General features: G+C 42.0%; 12 protein-coding genes and 1 pseudogene. 9 read left to right on the top strand and 4 right to left on the bottom strand.

The window, feature by feature from the left end; all coding sequences use genetic code 11:
• Positions 1-87: 87 nt before the first annotated feature.
• The 8 genes and pseudogenes from BSCG_RS09410 to BSCG_RS09445 all read left to right on the top strand — a co-directional run bounded on the left by BSCG_RS09410 (position 88) and on the right by BSCG_RS09445 (position 12,946).
• Positions 88-3,424 (top strand): annotated as a pseudogene (locus BSCG_RS09410) (TonB-dependent receptor).
• Positions 3,425-3,428: 4 nt separating this feature from the next.
• Positions 3,429-5,024, top strand: coding sequence for a RagB/SusD family nutrient uptake outer membrane protein (locus BSCG_RS09415; RefSeq protein WP_004300183.1), 1,596 nt, complete (start codon positions 3,429-3,431; stop codon positions 5,022-5,024).
• A 24-nt stretch (positions 5,025-5,048) separates the two neighbouring features.
• Entirely contained in the window at positions 5,049-6,083 is a 1,035-nt protein-coding gene (locus BSCG_RS09420) for a glycoside hydrolase family 18 (RefSeq protein WP_004308086.1), read from the top strand.
• 14 nt (positions 6,084-6,097) lie between these two features.
• Positions 6,098-7,333: a DUF1735 and LamG domain-containing protein gene (locus tag BSCG_RS09425; protein WP_004317800.1), complete on the top strand. Its 1,236-nt coding sequence runs from the start codon at positions 6,098-6,100 to the stop codon at positions 7,331-7,333.
• A 27-nt stretch (positions 7,334-7,360) separates the two neighbouring features.
• The gene (locus BSCG_RS09430) at positions 7,361-8,914 is read left to right on the top strand and encodes a BT_3987 domain-containing protein (RefSeq protein WP_004317799.1); all 1,554 of its coding nucleotides are present in this window, start codon (positions 7,361-7,363) and stop codon (positions 8,912-8,914) included.
• A 685-nt stretch (positions 8,915-9,599) separates the two neighbouring features.
• Positions 9,600-11,297, top strand: a complete 1,698-nt coding sequence (locus tag BSCG_RS09435; RefSeq protein ID WP_004300188.1) for a response regulator transcription factor — start codon at positions 9,600-9,602, stop codon at positions 11,295-11,297.
• Positions 11,298-11,469: 172 nt separating this feature from the next.
• The gene (locus BSCG_RS09440; RefSeq protein WP_004300189.1) at positions 11,470-12,129 is read left to right on the top strand and encodes a DUF4840 domain-containing protein; all 660 of its coding nucleotides are present in this window, start codon (positions 11,470-11,472) and stop codon (positions 12,127-12,129) included.
• A 124-nt stretch (positions 12,130-12,253) separates the two neighbouring features.
• Positions 12,254-12,946, top strand: a complete 693-nt coding sequence (locus tag BSCG_RS09445; RefSeq protein ID WP_022199559.1) for a DNA alkylation repair protein — start codon at positions 12,254-12,256, stop codon at positions 12,944-12,946.
• 121 nt (positions 12,947-13,067) lie between these two features.
• Here BSCG_RS09445 and BSCG_RS09450 read toward each other — a convergent pair whose 3' ends face one another.
• From BSCG_RS09450 to potA, 4 genes are read right to left on the bottom strand one after another with little or no spacing between them, the layout of a single operon-like run.
• Positions 13,068-14,399 carry an ABC transporter substrate-binding protein gene (locus tag BSCG_RS09450; protein WP_008776543.1) on the bottom strand — a complete coding sequence of 444 codons (1,332 nt, stop codon included), beginning with the start codon at positions 14,397-14,399 and terminating at the stop codon, positions 13,068-13,070.
• A 32-nt stretch (positions 14,400-14,431) separates the two neighbouring features.
• Positions 14,432-15,226, bottom strand: a complete 795-nt coding sequence (locus BSCG_RS09455) for an ABC transporter permease (protein WP_004297655.1) — start codon at positions 15,224-15,226, stop codon at positions 14,432-14,434.
• A complete protein-coding gene (locus tag BSCG_RS09460; RefSeq protein ID WP_004308090.1) occupies positions 15,220-16,020 on the bottom strand; it encodes an ABC transporter permease in 801 nt (266 codons plus the stop codon). The genes BSCG_RS09455 and BSCG_RS09460 overlap by 7 nt, the downstream gene beginning before the upstream one ends.
• A gap of 11 nt (positions 16,021-16,031) precedes the next feature.
• Complete coding sequence (gene potA, locus BSCG_RS09465; protein ID WP_008776542.1) at positions 16,032-17,423, bottom strand: polyamine ABC transporter ATP-binding protein; 1,392 nt, start codon at positions 17,421-17,423, stop codon at positions 16,032-16,034.
• A gap of 138 nt (positions 17,424-17,561) precedes the next feature.
• Between potA and BSCG_RS09470 the strand changes: the two genes are divergently transcribed.
• The gene (locus tag BSCG_RS09470) at positions 17,562-18,665 is read left to right on the top strand and encodes a TlpA disulfide reductase family protein (RefSeq protein ID WP_004308092.1); all 1,104 of its coding nucleotides are present in this window, start codon (positions 17,562-17,564) and stop codon (positions 18,663-18,665) included.
• Positions 18,666-18,798 lie beyond the last annotated feature (133 nt).

Here is an 18,798-nt window from a genome sequence, read left to right as displayed (position 1 = left end):
CCGGATATGAAATCTGAATTCCCAATATTAGAGTTTACTCTACAAATTACCTCGAAATAATTTAGTCAATAACCTAATACTAAGAAAATGCTACAAATTTATAAATTTATAGTAGACAAGAAGACAAAGGGAAGAAGTTTTATGCTTTTTTTCTGTTTGATGCTCGCCACAACAGTTTCCCTTGCACAAAATGGCGCTAAAATCACTATTAAAAAGAATAGTATATCTGTGATTGAAGCACTGAAAGAAGTTGAAAGACAATCCGGCATGTCCGTAGGCTACAACGATTCCCAACTGAAAAACAAACCGGCCATCACCCTCAATATAGAGGTGGCTTCGTTGGAAAATGCGCTCGCTCAAATTCTCAAAGGTACAGGTTTCACCTATCAACTGAAAGAGAAATATATCATGATTATTCCGGAACAAAAGAAAGAAAGTAACCCGACCAAAAAGATCACCGGTAAGGTAGTTGATGAAAACAATGATCCCTTGATCGGAGTGAACATCAAAGTGGAAGGCACTGCCGCCGGATCTCACAGACATCGACGGGAACTTCCTGATCGAAGCTTCCACCGGAAATACACTGACATTTACTTATATCGGTTATACTTCAGGAAGCATTAAAGTCACCAACCAGAATAATTACCGCATTCAACTGACAGCCGATACGCAACAGCTATCGGAAGTTGTAGTAACTGCTCTCGGCATCAAACGCGAGCAAAAAGCATTGAGCTACAACGTCCAGCAAATCGGAGCAGACAAGATGCCGGAAATAAAAGACGCCAACTTTATCAACAGTTTGAGCGGAAAGGCTGCCGGCGTTGTCATTAATGCTTCTTCTTCCGGTGTGGGAGGTGCCAGTAAAGTGGTGATGCGTGGTACAAAGTCTATCGAGCAGAGCAGTAATGCGCTATACGTCATTGACGGTATTCCGATGTATAACTTCGGCGGTGGAGGCGGTACTGAATTTGACTCCAAAGGTGCTACGGAAGCCATTGCGGATATTAATCCCGACGATATTGAAAGCATCTCTTTCCTGACAGGTGCGGCAGCAGCCGCAATGTATGGCAGCAACGCTGCCAACGGCGCTATTGTAGTGACTACCAAGCGGGGACAGATAGGAAAACTGTCGGCTACTTTCTCAAGCAGCATGGAATTTATGAACCCATTTGTATTGCCCAAGTTTCAGAATCGGTATGGAACCGGTACACGGGGCGATGCGGAAGGTTCTCCCATATTAAGTTGGGGGCCTAAACTGAATCCGGCCAACCAAACAGGATATGAACCCACCGACTTCTTTGATACGGGAGCGGCTTACAGCAACTCCATCACCCTCTCGACAGGTACGGACAAGAACCAAACGTTCTTTTCTGCCGCAGCAGTCAATTCAGAAGGGATGATTCCGAACAATAGGTACAACCGATATAATTTCACATTTCGCAATACGACTCATTTCCTGAATGACAAGATGAAATTGGATGTAGGAGCCAGTTATATCATACAAAATGACCGCAACATGACCAATCAGGGAGTTTATTCCAATCCATTGGTTTCGGCTTACCTGTTTCCACGGGGCGATGACTTTTCTCTAGTAAAAGCCTTCGAACGTTATGACGAAGCACGTAAAATCAATGTGGCTTACTGGCCGCAAGGTGAAGGGGATTTGCGTATGCAGAATCCTTACTGGATTGCTTACCGGAACGTCCGCACGAATGAGAAAAAGCGTTATATGCTGAATGCCGGACTGACATACGACATTTTGGACTGGCTGAATGTATCGGCACGTATCCGCGTGGATAACACCGACAATACTTATCAGCAAAAGCTATACGCAAGTACGATCTCTACACTGACCGAAGGTAGTACCCAGGGACATTACACCATTCAAAAGGTGAACGAGACACAGACGTATGCCGACTTCATGGTGAATATCAATAAACGCATTGACGACTTCACGGTAGTAGTCAATGCCGGTACTTCATTGAGCGACAACTCCAGTGATTTACTGGGTTACGGTGGTCCGATTCGCGACACGGGAGTGCCCAACGTATTCAATGTATTTGATTTGGATAATGCCAAGAAACGGGCAACACAGGAGGGTTGGGAAGAAATGACGCAGTCTATTTTTGCCAGTGCGGAAATAGGATGGAAAAGCATGCTGTACCTGACGTTGACCGGACGTAACGACTGGGCTTCCCAGTTGAAAGGCTCGAATCCTACTTCTTTCTTCTATCCATCGGTAGGTCTTTCGGCAGTAATCAGCGAAATGGTGACATTACCCAAAGCGATTGATTACCTGAAAGTACGCGGATCGTTCAGTTCTGTGGGTACCCCCTACCCGCGTTTTCTGGTACAACCGACTTACAGCTATGACCCTACCAAACAGGACTGGAACGCCAAAACCCATTATCCTATCGGCAAACTGAAACCGGAACGTACCGACTCTTGGGAAATAGGTGTGGACGGAACTTTCTTCAAGGATTTCAAAGTCAGTGGTTCATTCTACTATGCCAATACCTATAACCAGACATTCGACCCGAAAATCACCGTATCTTCCGGCTATTCGACTCTTTATGTGCAAACCGGTTATGTACGCAATCTCGGTGTCGAGGGGCTACTCTCTTACGGACATACATGGCGCGACTTCGGATGGAACAGTAATTTCACTTTCTCCTGGAATAAAAACAAAATTGTGGAGTTGGTTAAGGACTATGTGCATCCCGAAACCGGAGAAATCGTCAACAAAGACCGCCTTGAACTAAAAGGACTGGGATATACCAAATTTATCCTGAAAGAAGGAGGCACACTGGGAGACCTGTACACGAATGCCGACTTCATACGTGACGATAAAGGATATATCCAGATAGACAAAAATGGGGATGTCGCCAAAACGGATAATCTACCTGACATCAAATTAGGCAGCGTATTTCCTAAAGCAAACCTGGCATGGAACAACAGCTTTTCTTACAAAGGTATTTATGCGGGATTTCAATTAAGTGCCCGCCTGGGAGGTATTGTTTATTCAGCCACACAGGCTGCTCTCGACCAATATGGCGTATCCGAAGCATCTGCTGCCGCCCGTGACCGTGGCGGAGTACTCGTCAACGGACGTAGCTGGGTGAACGCACAGCAGTATTACGAGATTGTAGCTACCTCAAGCGGGCTGCCGCAATATTATACGTATAGTGCCACAAATCTGCGTTTGCAGGAAGCGCACATCGGATACACCATCCCCCGCAAATGGTTGGGTAATATCTGCGACATCAACGTCTCTGTAGTGGGACGTAACCTGTGGATGATTTATTGCAAAGCACCTTTCGACCCGGAAGCGATTGCCACAACAAGCAATTTCTATCAGGGAATCGACTACTTCATGATGCCCAGTACACGCAATTTTGGTTTTAATGTAAAGATTAACTTCTAAAACTATGAATACTCAAATGAAAGAATACAGAAAAGCAACCCTCCGACTGGCATACCTGCTAACGCTGATGCTATGGACGGGAAGTTGTATCGATATGGATATCAATCGTAATCCTTACGAGACAACGCAGGATGAACTGATGCGCGAAAACCATATCATCGGCTCGTCTCTAAAGAGCATGGAAGCATTGGTGGTCCCCACACAAGAGCATCTTTATCAATTTGTGGAAGCGATGTGCGGAGGAGCCTACGGGCGTTATTTTGGAGAGACTCGTGTGGGTTGGACTGAAAAATACTCGACTTATAATCCCAAGTCGGACTGGCTGAAGGCTTCGTTCTCCGATCCTATCTCGGAAATGTATCCTTCCTACCGGGATATTATCAACCGTACCAATGACCCCGTCGCACTGGCATTCGCCAAGATTCTGCGAGTCGCTATCATGCACCGGTCTACGGATATGTTCGGACCGATTCCCTATACCAAAGTATTGGGAGATAAAACGGAAGGTGACGGCCTTAGTGCTCCTTATGACTCTCAAGAGGAGGTTTATGTGGCTATGTTCAAGGAATTGGAAGAAGCAGATGAAGCTCTGAAGGAGAATCTAGGTCTAAGTGCGGAAGGATTTAAGAAACTGGATAATCTTTATTATGGAGATGTGCGGAAATGGTATAAATACCTTCACTCGTTACAGCTTCGCATGGCCATGCGTATCGTTTATGTGAAACCGGAACTGGCCAGGGAAATAGCCGAGAAAGCCGTAGCCGCAGGTGTGATAGAGAACAATGAGGACAACGCGCAACTGCATGTGGAGGAGAATCGTTCGGCTCTCTGTTTCAATGATTGGAAGGATTACCGGATAGCTGCGGAAATCGTTTCCTATATGCAGGGATATAACGATCCGCGTTTGGAAAAATACTTCACCCAGGGAAAGTATCAGGATGATACCGATTACTATGGGCTACGCATTGGTATTCTTCCTTCCAAAGTGACGGACGACGAGTTGATACAAACCTATTCCAACCGTTTGATGACTGCCAATGATACGTATATGTGGATGACTGCCGCCGAGGTAACGTTCCTTCGCGCCGAAGGTGCCCTGCGGGGATGGGCAATGAGCGGAGATGCCCAACAGCTATATGAGAAGGCGATCACCCTTTCCTTTGAGCAATGGGGCGCAAGCGGAGCAAGCGGATACTCCCAGAATAAAGCATTGGTGCCGGGGGCTTACAAAGACCCGAGAGGTACATACAGCGCCCAATCTCCGAGCAGCATCACCATTGCCTGGAACGAGGACAAGGAGAATACCCGTTTCGAAGAAAACCTGGAACGTATCATTACTCAAAAATGGATTGCCATGTTTCCTCTGGGCATTGAAGCCTGGTGCGAACATCGCCGCACAGGGTATCCTAAATTCCTTCCGATAATGGACAACAAGGGAGTGGGAATCACTAACCTGACACTGGGAATACGACGTCTCTCCTATCCTGCCGAAGAATATCAGCTGAATGCGGAAAATATGCTCGGTGCCCTGCGAAAGCTCAATGGAGAAGATAACGGCGCTACCCGCTTATGGTGGGACTGCAATCCGAATGTAAAATAATGTGGAACTTAAACCCAAGATACAATGAAACAGAATTCATTCATAAGTGTCATATTGACCATAGCCTGCTCACTGATGTTCGTTGCCTGTAGCGACTGGACAGAACCGACACCGGTTGATTACAACCCTATATTTCCCGACGAACAAGACCCCAGCTTGCATGAAAAATACGAGCAAAGTCTGAAAGAATACAAAAACCGGAAGCATACGTTAATGTTAATACGTTTTGCCAACAATCCGGGTACGACATTGGGCGAACAGGATTTCTTGCGTTCCTTGCCCGATAGCGTAGATTTTGTGGTGCTGACCAACGCTGATAATCTGTCCGTTTATGATAAGGAAGACATATCCAAACTCAAACGGACCGGCACCAAATTTCTCTATTACAAGAATTTATCCGAATTCTACGACCAATGCGAAGAGACAGAAAACCTGGAAGAATTCAAAACGAAAATGAATGCGGCATTGAAAAACGGGGAGAGTGATGAATTTGACGGTTATTATGTGCAGTTTGGTCGTGCCGGAAGTATGATGCATGTCGATTTCTTCAATGAGGTAACGACGGCTATCCGGGAAAAACTTGCCGCTATCGGCGGTCCGAAAGCTAATAATGGAAAGTTGGTTTTCTTTGATGGCATCGTCACATTTACAGTGGATTATAGCGGAAGATACGAAGAGCCGTTCATCGATTTGGTAGACTATTTCGTGGATGGGCAAATTGTGTTGCTTGAAAGCTCACTCGAAATAAAACTGAATATGAGCCAACCTGTAGGTTTCTATGGGAAAATGCCCAAAGAGAAAGTGATAACGACAGCCACTCCTCCGACCGATGACGGTAAAACCGGTATCATCAGCCGGGAAGATTTGGATGTTATACAAACCTCGGAAGGGATGGCCTACATCATCAATCATTTCATCACAGGACTGGGTAACAATGGTCCGCTGGCAGGAGTTTCTATCTACAATGCCAATGAAGATTATCTCGCCACCGATGGGGTGACTAACTACCGCCGTATACGTGATGCTATCCAAAAACTGAACCCATCACCGATTAATTAATGAAAGGAGGAACTATGAAACGATATAAAATAATCATCTCTCTGGCTGCAATCATCTGCGGACTGATGATTGCCTGTGACAATACGGATTACAGCAATAAAGCACCATTCGACAACATGGTCTATATCAAGGAAGCCAGTAACAGCAATTCAGAAAGAGTGACTTTCCGAAATACGCTGAATGAACAGAAACGTGCCTTCAGCGCCAAGTTGACTTACCCGGCAGGAAAAGACATCGTAGTGAAGCTGAAAGCGGATCCCGGACTGATAAACGAATTCAATGCCCGGCACGGGACTGATTATGGAATGCTGGATAGTAAATATTATAGCCTGTCGAACAGCGAACTGATTATCAAAGCCGAAAAGAGTGAATCATTGATTGATACGATCTATTTTAATAACCTGTTAGATCTGGAGATTGATAAAACTTATCTGGTTCCGCTCACCATCTCTGAAACGTCGGGTGGCGTTCATCTATTGAACGGTTCGAAAACATTGTTCTATCTGGTGCGCCGTTCAAGCGCTATCACGGTAGCCGCCAACCTGAAAGACAATTATCTGGAAGTGCCTACTTTCCTCGACGAAGAGAAAAATGCCTGTCTGAAAGAATTAGGTCAGATTACCATGGAAGCACTGGTATATGTAGAGGACTTTACATACAGCGGACCAAGCAATACGGCCGGTGCATCGGATATCAGTACGATCATGGGAGTAGAACAGCATTTCTTAATGCGTATAGGTGATACAAGTTTCCCACGCCAACAGTTGCAGATGCAGGGACCGGACGGAGTCAAATTCCCCGCCGCCGACAGGGCTAAGTCACTGAATGCAATGACATGGTATCATATAGCGCTGGTGTACAACGCCAAGGAACATTTTATTGCCTATTATGTGAACGGACAACTGCAAAGTCAGGATATCTCTTATGGAAAAGGAGCTACTGTGGATATCTGTGGAACGCCGGATTGCGAATTCCAGATAGGACGCTCTTATGAAGATGAGCTACGGCAACTCAACGGTAACATCGCAGAGATACGTATCTGGAACACTTGCCGTACGAAAGAGGAAATCTGGACGAATATGTATAAAGTGGAAGATCCTGAAAACGAAGAAAGCCTGCTTGCTTACTGGAAATTTAATGAAGGTGAGGGAAACATTGTCAAGGACCATTCGAAACACGGATTCGATGCAGTATCTGCCGAACCTCTTGTGTGGCCGACGGGAATCGAAATTCCACAAATCAACAAGTAATCATTCACTTTAAAGATAACCATGGACATGAAAAGAAATATAAACTTCAAAAATGTTCTCTGCATGGCTGCCATTACATTAGTAACCGGCATGCTAGGAGGCTGCGAAGATAATTCCATTGCCACTCCCGTAGGTAAATTACCTAACGAGACGGCTTTAGACAATAACTTTGGCATGCTAAAATGTGATATGACAACCAGTGACCTGGAAATCACCATGACCAATACCAAGACTCCCGATTTTGCATTCTTCTACCAAACGGTGAAGCCGGTGGCACAGGACACCCGAATCACAATGAAAATCGACCTCGACTTAGTAGACAAATACAATGAAGAACACGGTACGGAATACCGGAAAATGTCTACTATCAGCATTGAGGGCATCAGTAACGATGGTGCAATGACTATTAAGGCAGGAGATACAATGTCGGATACTATCATGGTACGCCTGAATCCGCTAGGCACATTGCATGATTATTCTTTGCTCCCTATTACCGTAGAACTACCGGAAGAAAGCGGAATTCGTCCGTCACGGGATAGTAATGAAATCTATTACAAGATTTATTATAAACGCTCTACTTATCCGTGGTTGAGCCCGATGAAGGCTGATATGAAAAAGTACAAGATGGTAGGGTTTATTGATGGCGAAAAAGTCAACGCCTCCATTGCCAAAGAATTTATCATGGTATTATATGATAATGAAACATTCGGTCCCGGACATTATGAGTTATGGGAAACGTCGTGGTATGCCTATTTATATGACATCATTAATGTGAATGCCGCAACACTGGGATATGCGAATGGAAAAGTGACTCTGAACCAATCAGCCAATTTCAAAAAGCAGTTAAGCAATATGTCGTCACTCTCCAGCTATGGTATAAAGCGTTGCGTCACCCTTAAAGCAGAAGGGACCGGCTTGGGATTCTGCAACCTGACAGATGAGCAGATTACAGCCTTTGTAGCGGAAGTCAAGAAGCTCGCCAACTACCGTGTAGATGGCATTAATCTCATGGACGAAGGTGCCGAATATGGTATAAACGGACATCCGGCTGCCAATGCGACCTCGTATCCGAAGCTCATCAAAGCACTACGGGAATCTTTAGGCAAGACCAAACTGATTACAGTTACCATAACGGGTGATCCGGCCGGTTCACTAGCCTCCGAGGCTGCGGGTATCAGAGCAGGTGAATATATTGATTATGCCTGGACATGGGTAAATACCAAAATTATGAATCCATGGGAGGATAGCTCGATTGAAAAACCAATAGCAGGACTGGACAAATCTCAATATGGCGGTTTCAGCACCGACGAATATACGTTCGATTATGAAAATGACGAATCGTATCCGGAAACGTTACGAGAAAAGTTATATGACAAAGGTCTTGGCAAACTTTACATAATGCGTAATATCCCTTTCTGGTCGGACGCACTGGAAGCAACACCATATCATGCTAACATAAATGCAGGGGCAGCAGCCTTTTATAGAGTGGAAGGAGGCCATAAATATGAACCGGACATCAACTATTTGCATAATGGTAAATACAAGGATATGAAAGGGGATAAAAACTATTACGAGATGTAGAATTATCAATTAAACAGGGGAGGAAAAACAAATCCTTTCCTTACTAACAGGAGCTTATGCGCCTATTATCAGTAAAATAATATAACCGGAATTTTAACCATCTATTTGGTTAAAGTTCCGGTTTCACTATTTCCACCAAATATCATCAATTAAAATAATACAAAAACACAACACTTATCACCTACAAAACAACACCAAACAATAACAATACACCATTTGCCAATAACTCATCATTTATTTATTATACCAAATCATTACTTTTACTCCGCAAAAACAAACTATATTTCAATAAAGAAAATATGTTTACTTTACCTTAGGAATTACATATGAAAAAGCATATTGTGATACTGATAGCCCCAAAAGATTACAGTATCAAATACAAGATACGCCCACCACCGTCAAAGAATCTCTATTTAGTATTATATATTCAGAAAAAATGATCTATTAATTATTGTCACTTGGAGGAAATAGATATTCCTTAAAGAATGATTCAAGACGTAAGGATTTAAATCTGCATACGGAACTCGCTTTCTTAATATTGACCTTCAAAGAACAAATAATTTTGAGATTAGACTGTTTGAGTTTAGTAATGCCCTAAATCACACTCGTTGTGCATTTTCTCATCCCCCCTCAACTAAAAAGGAATAGAGGTATACAGTCCAAGTGACTTCAACAAAAAATAAATATGAAATACTTAATGATAACGTCACTATTTGTCTCTATTATAGATGCAAATATCTTTCACCAGTCTCACTTCTTCTTACTACTTACAGCCGGAGGAATTTCATTATATTGGCTCTTATCTCATTTTCTTACCCTCCATAAGGAAATCAAAATCTTAAAAGAAGAGCACCAATATTTCATGGATTCTTTTCAAAGCATTCGCAACCCTATCACACTCGTTCATACCCCTCTAAGAGCTGCTTGTGATGATAGTTGCCCCGAAGACATAAAGAAAATGTTATCACTAGTCATTCGTAATATAGACTGTCTTGATGAACACCTAACCAAATTAATGAATCTGCGACATCTGCTTATCTACTCCAAACAGATGGATATTGCCGAATATGAACTGGGAAACTTCATTAATAACAGAGTCCATTCATTGAAAAATTTCGCTACGGACAAGCGGATTAAGTTAGAAATAAAAACAGAGTTTAATTATGCCAGCGTTTGGTTCGATCAAAGTAAAATCTCTCCCATCATTGATAAATTCATAAAAAACGCAATAGAACATTCGAAACCTGAAGATAAAAGGATTATCTTTTCAATTTCTTCTAATTCCGAACACTGGGAACTTAAAACGTTCGATGCCAACAAGGGCAAATTGCTAACATGTTATAGGCGCCAAAAGTATCACTTGATTAAACCTAAACATAAATCAGAGTTCAAATATGCATTTGCCAAAAGTGTACTCTGCAAAAAATTAATGAAACTATGTGATGGGAATATTCTTATCAATCATTCAACCCACACTGTCTCACTAAGATTTCCTACAACAAATTCAGAAAGAAAGGTATCCGGATATAATATCATACACTCCGCAAAAAAGTCGGAAGAAAGAAAGACTGATACTTCATTGGGTAAGATTGCTCATAAAAAAAGTTCAATCAAGCCTACTGTTGTTCTCGCTGACAGTAATGAAGAATTCAAGTCTTATTTGGAAGAATGTTTATCAAAGGATTTTGATGTGAAAAGTTTCGGGAATGGCTCTGAAGCTTTAGAATGTATAAAAGAGAAATATCCTGATTTAGTGATTTGCGACCTTATGCTGCATGGAATGTATGGCTATGAACTGTCATCAAGACTAAAGACATCAGGAGAAACATCCGTTATTCCTATCATCCTTTACGGTTCACGTATAGATATAGGACAACGCAACAAAAGAGAAAGTTCTCTGGCCGACATCTTTTTATATGTGCCTTTCCACATCGAAGATTTAAAGATAGAAATGAATGTACTTATCAAAAACAACCGTTCTCTAAGAAGATCATTCTTGCAGACAGTTTTCGGAAAGCAGTTCTTGGAAAAGGAAGAAGAGAAAGTTTTAGATGATAGTAATTACACATTCATCAATCAAGTAAAAGAATTTATTCTAAAAAATATAGATAAGGAAAATCTGACGATAGATGAAATTGCCTCTGAACTGTATATGAGCAGAACTGCTTTCTTTAATAAATGGAAAGCACTGACGGGAGAAGCACCGAAGTATTTTATTTATCGTATTCGTATGGAAAAAGCACGTGAGTTATTGGAGAGTGGAAAATACTCTGTCCAGGTTATTCCTGAAATGATTGGATTGAAAAATCTTAAGAATTTCCGCCATAAATACAAAGAGTATTTCGGGATAACTCCAAGCAAGTCCATTACGAAAAAGCTATAAAATAAAAAGAATATTTTATAATTGAAGATCCCATGAACAGGGATCTTCATGGCAATACTCATATAAAAAAATATTCTATTTTTATTTCCTTATGCAGTATTTCACAAGTACCGGCATTTACTTTATGTACGTACACCTTAATTTTGAAATTAATAATCTAATTTAAAACAGTATGAAAATTATAACTGAAATAAAAAAAGCTTGTTGTTTTAATCGTTTTGCTTTCTTAGTAATGTCATTAGGCCTGATAGCCACTTTTACAGCATGTAGTAGTGATAACGATTCTGATATTCCCGTATATTCACTTAAAGATGTGGAAGGTAATTATTCCGGTAATATGCTGACAGAAACTGCTCCATCCGTCAATCCACAAAACTATTCCTTCAAAGAAGAACAGCCGCAAGGAGCCACAGTTACCGCTGAAGTAAAAGACAATCAGATTATGATAAAAAAACTTCCGGTTGACGATCTGATTAAAAGTATTGTCGGTGAAGAAATAGGCGAAATTATCATTGAGACTTTGGGTGATATCAATTACAACATTCCTTATACTGCAGCCTTTAATGATGATAGCAAAGGCTCCATTCTACTTCAATTAAAACCTGAACCTTTGGAAATAAAATACACGATCCCTACCCAAGTACAAACAGAGGGAGAGGAAGCTCCTCAAATTACTGTAAAAGTAACTATAGAAGCGGAAGAAAAGGGTCAATATACATATAAAGATAAAAAACTCACCTTTGTAATCAAAGCCACCCAAGTGGAAGTAGAAGGAGAGCCGCTTGAAAACTTTTCGGTTACCACATTCAGTTTCGACATGGTCAAAAAGTAACTGATCGGATAAACTTTCCCAACGTATTTTCATTATGATGGGAATTACCTCCAAAAAGAGTATGCCTGCACACAGCGCGCATACTCTTTTTTTATACCTTTGTGAAATAACCAACGATATGAAAATGACTACAACTGAAAATATCCGGAAAGAATTACAAACATTAGCAGATTCCAAATATCAGGAATTTCATTCTTCCCTCCTCCCGGGAGCAAACAACATTCTCGGCGTACGCATCCCCCAACTGCGGACAATGGCCAAAGAAATTATTAAGAAAGAAGACTGGCGTACATTTGTCGAATCAACCGATACGATTTATTATGAAGAAACAATGCTTCAGGGAATGATTATCGGACTGGCAAAAATGGAACTTGAAGAACAAATGAAATACGTAACGATGTTCATTCCCCGTATAGATAATTGGGCTGTATGCGACATATTCTGCAGTGAACTGAAAACTTCTGTGAAAAAAGGAAAAGAAAACGTATGGCAATTTATCCAACCCTATCTGAAATCCTCTAAAGAATTTGAAATACGTTTCGGAATTGTGATGCTTTTCCATTATGTAGATGACGCGCATATCGATTCGTTACTGAAATATGCCGACTCATTCAATCATGATGCATATTATGCACGCATGGCTATGGCATGGATGATATCATTGTGTTTTATCAAATTTCCCCAAAAGACAATGGAATATCTGAAACATAGCACACTGGATAACTGGACTTACAACAAGGCACTGCAAAAAACAATTGAGTCATTCCGGGTAGATAAGGACACCAAGGACATTCTCCGAGAAATGAAAAGACGATAAATACCAAGCACGGCGAACATCCTGCCATCAGCATTCTGTTCACCGTGCTTCTTATTTCTTACCGTAGATACCGCTTTTATTTTCCACCTAATTTATTTTTTGTTTGCAATCCGGAGAAACACTAATTCCTCCTGACCTTTTTCCTTCTGCTTCTACGTCTTTGTTGTTTCTGACGATTATAACGCTGCCACTTCTTATAAATCATCCAACCACTCATCAATGCAACAACGACGAAAATAAGAATAGTGATACCCACTCCCAAATTATCTCCTTTAATACGCGACCAAATATCAAGAACTTCTTTTGTCTTATCGCCAAAATCACGAATCATGGCACATCGTTCCACCACCTTACGATCCGGATATTGTATTTTATCAATCTGCACGCTGTCTGCACCCGGTCCGAAAAAGTAACTTAAATCGGAATAATAATGAAGAGTGGTGTCTATCTTCTCTTCCAGTATTTCGGGAGTAGCTATGGAACTTACATATCCGCAGAAATCCATATTCCGCAAGGCTATATCCGGACGACACATAAAGTTGATAAAATAACTGGCCGCTTCCGGATTCCTGGCATATTTCGGGATCACCCAACCATCATACCAAATATTACTTCCTTCTTCGGGAACTTCATAATCCAAATCCACTCCTACCGCATTGGCCTCTTCAATCGCCCAGATTGCATCACCGCTCCAAGTCATATTCAGCCAAGCTTTATTTTTCGTCATCATTTCCTTGCCAAAGTCCGCTTCCCAGCCAGCAATGTTCGGTTTCAAGGCTTTTAAGTATTTTTCAGCCAACTCCATCGCACGTGGAGAATAGTCGTTCATCAACTCTTCCACTGTTACCGTTCCCTCCTTCAGTTCCTTTGCATGCGCATAAATCACGGCTGTTCCATAAGCATCACGATAACTATCCTTCATCAGGATCTTTCCGGCATACTTTTTATTCCAAAGGCAATCCCAGGACAGGGCTACCGAATCGGGCACATAAGCCCGGTTATACAGAATACCTGCCGTCCCCCACATATAACATACAGCATAGCGGCTGGCTTTTTCACCCGGCTGACTCAATTTATTAATCTGCTTACGAATAAATGGAGCCACATTATTCATGTAATTGGGAGAATGTGCGAAATTCGTGTCGATAGGTAGCAACAAATGCTTCTTCAGCATACGCTCGATGATGTATTCCGAAGGACAAACAACATCAAAATCTTCATGCCCCTTTTCAATTTTCGTCAACATGATTTCGTTGATATCGAATGTCTGGTAAACGATACGGATATTCTCACCGGTCTGTTCTTTATAATATGCCTGGAAATCCTCAAGCACACCTTCGCCGATGTAATCCGCCCAGTTGTAGATTTTAAGAACCCGCTCACGAGGTTCACCGGAATTATAACACCCGGTCAAAGCCAATAAGAGCAGGATAGCAGGAATTATTCTTTTCATATTATTTACGTAGTAGCACATTTGATAGTCTATTAATCTTTTTTCTTCGTTTTTCCTGCCCGGTAATTGATTACAACCAATAACGCCAGTACCACGACAAAAATGATAGCCGAAAGCGGGCGAAGTTCCGGGGTCAAACCTCCCTTGCGGGCATCGGCGTAGATATAAGTAGAAAGCGTTTCCAAACCTTGATTACCGATAGTGAATACAGTTACGGCAAAATCATCAATGGATAGTGTCAGTGCAAGCATAAAGCCGCTAATCATTCCCGGACGAATCTCCGGAATTATGACTTTCCACAAGGCCTGCATAGGAGTAGCTCCTAAATCGAGGGCAGCTTCATAAATATTCGGATTCATCTGCTTCAAACGGGGCAATACACTTAAAACAACGTACGGGGTACAAAAAGTAATATGAGCAAGCACTACGGTTGTGTAGCCTTGTGTGATCCCCAGAGATACAAACAAAAGGAACAAGGATATACCGGTGATAATATCACCATTCAGAATAGGAATGCTGTTCACAAATCCGATCGCTTTGCGTGAACGGGCTTTCAGATTGAATATACCGATAGCAGCGATGCTTCCTAATAACGTAGATGCTGTTGCAGCCAGTAGAGCGATAGTGATCGTATTAATCAATGCATTCATCAAAGAATGATGAGCACCGGTAGTGAATAACGAAGAATAAAGTTTGGTAGAAAATCCCGTCCAGTTACCCAACACTTTCGCCTCTGTAAATGAGTAGATCACAATAATCACGATCGGAGAATAAAGCAAGAGCAGCAATATCCACAAATAAGTCTGTGCAAATATCTTCTTTACCATAGCCCGCCTCCTTCATTTGAGTTTTCCTTATCATCGGTGCTGAACAGGGAAGTAGCAGCTATCAATAGCAACATAATGAGCGAAAGTGCCGCTCCATAGTTCCACATACTGTTATTGATATTTTCCTGAATCGTCGTACCAAAGAGTTTGATGTTATTCATCGTCAGCAACTCGGCAATGGCAAATGTCGATATAGTCGGCATGAACACCATCATGATACCACTCATCACCCCCGGCATGGAAAGCGGAAGGACTGCTTTCAGAAAGACTTGCACAGGATTGGCTCCCAAGTCTTGCGCCGCCTCGATATAGCTATGATCCATCTTCTGCAAAGTATTGTAGATAGGATAAATCATGAAAGGGATAAAGTTGTATACCATACCGAATATCAACGCTCCCTCGCCCAACGGCACACTGAAAAAGTCGAATAAGGCAACAGTGGCAAGGGTACGCACCAGAATATTTACCCACATCGGCAAAATAAACAGTACGACCATCGTCTTGGAACGGTTCAGCTTGCTGTTACTCAATATCCAGGCAGCAGGATAACCCAATAAAATACAAACAAGGGTGGTAATAATGGCAATACCAATCGAATAGACAAAGGTATTGATTGCTTCGGGATGTTCGAAGAACTTCTGAAAATTGGCGAGTGTCAAATGGCCGCTATCATCGGTAAAGGCATATACGACAATTAAGAACAACGGTATAATCACAAAGATCGCCGAAAAAATAATGTAAGGGAGAGTCCAACTCTTACGTGATGACAAAAAGACTATAAACCTCTTATTCACTTCCTTTCCTGTTAATCGGTTATTTTAACTATACGAATAGCATCTGGAGGGATGGTAATACCTACACGGTCACCGTCATCCCATACATCGTTCGTATCTACAAATACATTCTCGTCCCAATCTGACAATACAGTCAGATGATAATGGTCACCCTTGTAAAGGATGAATTTCACCTCGCCCGTCAGCATTCCGTCTTCTTCATTATCCTGAAGAATCACTTTTTCAAAGTCTACTTCCACTTTGACATTCGTATCGAAAGCGATTCCTTCCACCGGAACACATTCAAAGTTACAGCCCAGGAATTCCACATGAGTAGCATCCAGCAATTTTCCTTCGAATGTATTGCAAACACGCTCTTTCTTCATAATATGAATATCGAAAGGCTTCACCAACAGACCGACTTCAGCCCCTACTTCAAAATGATGGTAATCCTGCACCAAGAATTCATATCCGCCGCACAACACCGTCATTTCATAATGCACTCCTTTAAAAATAGAAGTCTCTACCACTCCTACTAACTGTGCCATTTCCGAAACGGGGAAAATATAAAGATCCTCCGGACGAATGACTACGTCCACCGGAACATTCTCGCCAAATCCTTCATCCACACATTCAAACTCCGTACCGCAAAAACGTACGAGTTTATCATGAATCATGGTACCGTTGAGGATATTGCTTTCTCCGATAAAGTCCGCAACAAAAGCATTGATAGGTTCATTATAAATATCAATCGGCGTACCGATCTGCTGAATCTTTCCTTCACTCATCACGACAATCGTGTCACTTAACGTAAGTGCCTCCTCCTGATCGTGAGTGACGTACACAAACGTGATTCCCAAAGATTTATGCATTTCTTTGAGCTCCATTTGCATATCCTTACGCATTTTCAGATCGAGCGCTGCCAGCGGTTCATCCAACAACAACACTTCCGGCTCATTCACGATGGCGCGGGCAATAGCTACACGTTGTTGCTGACCACCGGAAAGAGAATCCACATCGCGGTATTCATAATCCGTCATGCCTACCATTTTCAAAGCAGCTTTCACCTTCTTCTCAATGGTCTGTTTCGGTGTTTTTTTCAGTTTCAGGCCGAAAGCGATATTATCATACACATTCAAGTGCGGGAACAAGGCATATTTCTGGAATACCGTATTCACCGGACGCTTATGGGGAGGAGTTTGTGTTATTTCCATCCCCGAAATTCGGATTTCGCCTTCCGAAGCTGTCTGAAAACCAGCAATGAGACGCAACAACGTGGTTTTACCGCAACCGGAAGGACCAAGGATAGTCACAAACTCGCCCTTTTTCACGTTCAGAGTCACATCATCCAATGCTGTTTTATCGCCAAAGTACTTCGATACATGGCTCACCTCAATGATGGATTTATCTTCTTGCATATTCATACTAAAGTTTGGGCTGCAAAGGTACACATTTCTGCGGTTTCCACCTACGTGTTAATCTAATATAACAGTGTTTTTCGATGCCCGACAGAAAAAAAATCTATCTTTGCATAAATATTTATTCACCAATTTTACAAAAGCATGAAAAAGTTTACTTATTTAGTTATTGCAACGGCAGCGTTAAGCATGGTAGCTTGTACTGGCGGAAACAAAGCCGGATACACTATTACAGGTACAGTAGAAGGTGCAAGCGATGGTGACACCGTTTATCTTCAGGAAGCCAATGGTAGAAATCTGACCAAACTAGATACAGCCGTTATCACCAAAGGTACTTTTACCTTTGAAGGCACACAAGATTCTGTGGTTAGCCGTTATGTCACTTGTGAAGTGAACGGAGAACCGTTGATGATCGACTTCTTCCTGGAAAACGGAAAAATCAACGTTGCCCTGACCAAGGATAATGACGCTGTTACCGGTACTCCCAACAACGATGCATACCAGGAAATCAGAGCTCAAATCAATGACATCAGCAAAAAAATGAATGCCATTTATGAGGCAATGGGTAATACATCTTTAAGTGATGAGCAGAAAGAGGCCAAACAAAAAGAAGGTGCTCAGCTGGAAGAACAATATGACAAAGCAATCAAAGAAGGCGTACAAAAGAATATCACCAACCCGGTTGGAGTATTCTTGTTTAAACAAACTTTCTACAATAACTCTACGGACGAAAATGAGGCTTTGTTGCAACAAATTCCTGCTAATTTCCAGAATGACGAAACAATCGTAAGAATCAAAGAGATGACTGACAAGCAGAAAAAGACTGCTGTAGGTACTCAATTTGTTGATTTCGAAATGCAGACTCCGGAAGGAAAGACAGTGAAATTGTCTGATTATGTAGGCAAAGGAAAAGTAGTATTGGTTGACTTCTGGGCTAGCTGGTGCGGTCCTTGCCGTCGCGAAATGCCTAACCTGGTAGAAACATACGCTAAGTACAAAGGCAAAAACTTCGAAATCGTAGGTGTATCTCTCGATCAGGATGGTGCTGCATGGAAAGAAGCAATCAAGAAGCTAGACATGACTTGGCCGCAAATGTCCGACCTGAAATTCTGGCAAAGTGAAGGTGCACAGCTTTATGCTGTAAACAGCATTCCTCACACTGTATTGATCGACGGTAGCGGTAAGATTATTGCTCGCGGTCTGCACGGAGAAGAACTTCAAGCTAAAATTGCAGAAGCTGTAAAATAACAAATCCAAAGAAAGGCTTTTCCAAAGGCCTTGAAATTTATACAAGACTGTCTCAAATAGAAAATGAGACAGTCTTTTTTATTTGCGAGACTTTACGCCTCACTCTCCAAACAGATAAAAAATTCAGCCCCTG

The organism is Bacteroides sp. 2_2_4, assembly GCF_000157055.1.
Classification (GTDB): Bacteria; Bacteroidota; Bacteroidia; order Bacteroidales; family Bacteroidaceae; genus Bacteroides; species Bacteroides ovatus.
The sequence above is the reverse complement of the archived record's forward strand: the minus strand, read 5'-3'. Positions and strand labels throughout refer to the sequence as shown.

Excerpts from the sequence above, each read along its gene's own strand:
- BSCG_RS09425 (WP_004317800.1), top strand. The coding sequence starts at position 6,098 with ATGAAACGATATAAAATAATCATCTCTCTGGCTGCAATCATCTGCGGA.
- BSCG_RS09450 (WP_008776543.1), bottom strand. The coding sequence starts at position 14,399 with ATGAAAAGAATAATTCCTGCTATCCTGCTCTTATTGGCTTTGACCGGG.
- BSCG_RS09445 (WP_022199559.1), top strand. The coding sequence starts at position 12,254 with ATGACTACAACTGAAAATATCCGGAAAGAATTACAAACATTAGCAGAT.
- potA (WP_008776542.1), bottom strand. The coding sequence starts at position 17,423 with ATGAATATGCAAGAAGATAAATCCATCATTGAGGTGAGCCATGTATCG.
- BSCG_RS09420 (WP_004308086.1), top strand. The coding sequence starts at position 5,049 with ATGAAACAGAATTCATTCATAAGTGTCATATTGACCATAGCCTGCTCA.
- BSCG_RS09435 (WP_004300188.1), top strand. The coding sequence starts at position 9,600 with ATGAAATACTTAATGATAACGTCACTATTTGTCTCTATTATAGATGCA.
- BSCG_RS09415 (WP_004300183.1), top strand. The coding sequence starts at position 3,429 with ATGAATACTCAAATGAAAGAATACAGAAAAGCAACCCTCCGACTGGCA.
- BSCG_RS09470 (WP_004308092.1), top strand. The coding sequence starts at position 17,562 with ATGAAAAAGTTTACTTATTTAGTTATTGCAACGGCAGCGTTAAGCATG.
- BSCG_RS09430 (WP_004317799.1), top strand. The coding sequence starts at position 7,361 with ATGAAAAGAAATATAAACTTCAAAAATGTTCTCTGCATGGCTGCCATT.
- BSCG_RS09440 (WP_004300189.1), top strand. The coding sequence starts at position 11,470 with ATGAAAATTATAACTGAAATAAAAAAAGCTTGTTGTTTTAATCGTTTT.
- BSCG_RS09455 (WP_004297655.1), bottom strand. The coding sequence starts at position 15,226 with ATGGTAAAGAAGATATTTGCACAGACTTATTTGTGGATATTGCTGCTC.